This window comes from Collinsella sp. AF19-1LB, assembly GCF_003459655.1.
GTDB lineage: Bacteria > Actinomycetota > Coriobacteriia > Coriobacteriales > Coriobacteriaceae > Collinsella.
On the sequence record NZ_QRWO01000078.1, the window covers coordinates 1 to 1,024 of the forward strand.

1 protein-coding gene is annotated in these 1,024 nt (G+C 64.9%); it reads right to left on the bottom strand.

Annotated features, from left to right (window positions below; genetic code table 11):
* Positions 1 to 44: 44 nt before the first annotated feature.
* Positions 45 to 950 carry an IS3 family transposase gene (locus DWX39_RS10820; protein ID WP_082222915.1) on the bottom strand — a complete coding sequence of 302 codons (906 nt, stop codon included), beginning with the start codon at positions 948 to 950 and terminating at the stop codon, positions 45 to 47.
* Positions 951 to 1,024 lie beyond the last annotated feature (74 nt).

Below are 1,024 nucleotides of genomic sequence, written 5' to 3' on the forward strand. Positions count from 1 at the left end.
TGAACTGCGTCCCGAATCTTGGCCTTCTTTATTAGAAGCGAACACTAGGACGCTTTCAATAGCCGTTTCCGAAACTCCACCGGGGTGAGGCCGCCGAGCGCCACTTGGCGACGCCTCGTGTTCCAATGCACGACGTAGGCGTCGAGGTCCCTCTTGAAGGACTCGAAGTCGGCCCACTCGACGCCCCTGAAGAATTCGTCCTTGAGATGCCCGAACACCTGCTCCGTCGCCCCGTTGTCTAGGCAGTTGCCCTTTCTCGACATGCTCTGCCTGGCGCCGTGCCTCCTGAGCTCGCCGGTCCACCTAGGGTGCTGGTACTGCCAGCCCATGTCGCTGTGGACGATCGGCGAGGCCCCGGCCGGCATTCTCGCGAACAGGCGCCTGAGCACCTCCTCCTGCTGGGCCATGTCCGGGCTCGTCGACACCGACCAGGAGACGATCTCCTTCGTGCAGAAGTCGTAGACCGGGGCGAAGTACGCCTTGCCCCAGGGCTGCCTGAATTCCGTGACGTCGGTCCCGAGCTTCTCCCACGGGGCGCCCGCGCGAAAGTCACGCGCTATCAGGTTGTCGAACCTCTCGCCGACCGGACCGCGGTAGGAGTTGTAGCGATGGTAGTCGGTCTCCCGGCGGATGCCGCAGCGGATGCCGAGCTCCCGCATCATCTTGAGGACCGTCTTGTCCGCTATCCTCGCGCCCAGCTCGGCCCTCAGGCACATCGCTATCTGGCGGTGGCCGCACCCGTTCGCCGTCCTCGAGAAGATCTCGCGCACGGCCTCCCGGAGCTCTGGCCGGGTCGCTCTCGGCGGGTGCGCTACGGCATAGTGGTAGCTCGACGGCGCGAGCCGCGCGGCCGCGAGCAGGTCGCATAGGCGGTGGTGCCCTGAAAGGGAGGCTACGACCTGGGCTTTCTCCCAGTTTGAGAGCTCTTCTCCGCTTTCAGGGCTATCGATTTTTTTAGATACGCCACCTGGGCCTCGAGTTTGCGCACGCGCTCCTCGAGCTCCCGCTCGCGCGTCCGCCCCCC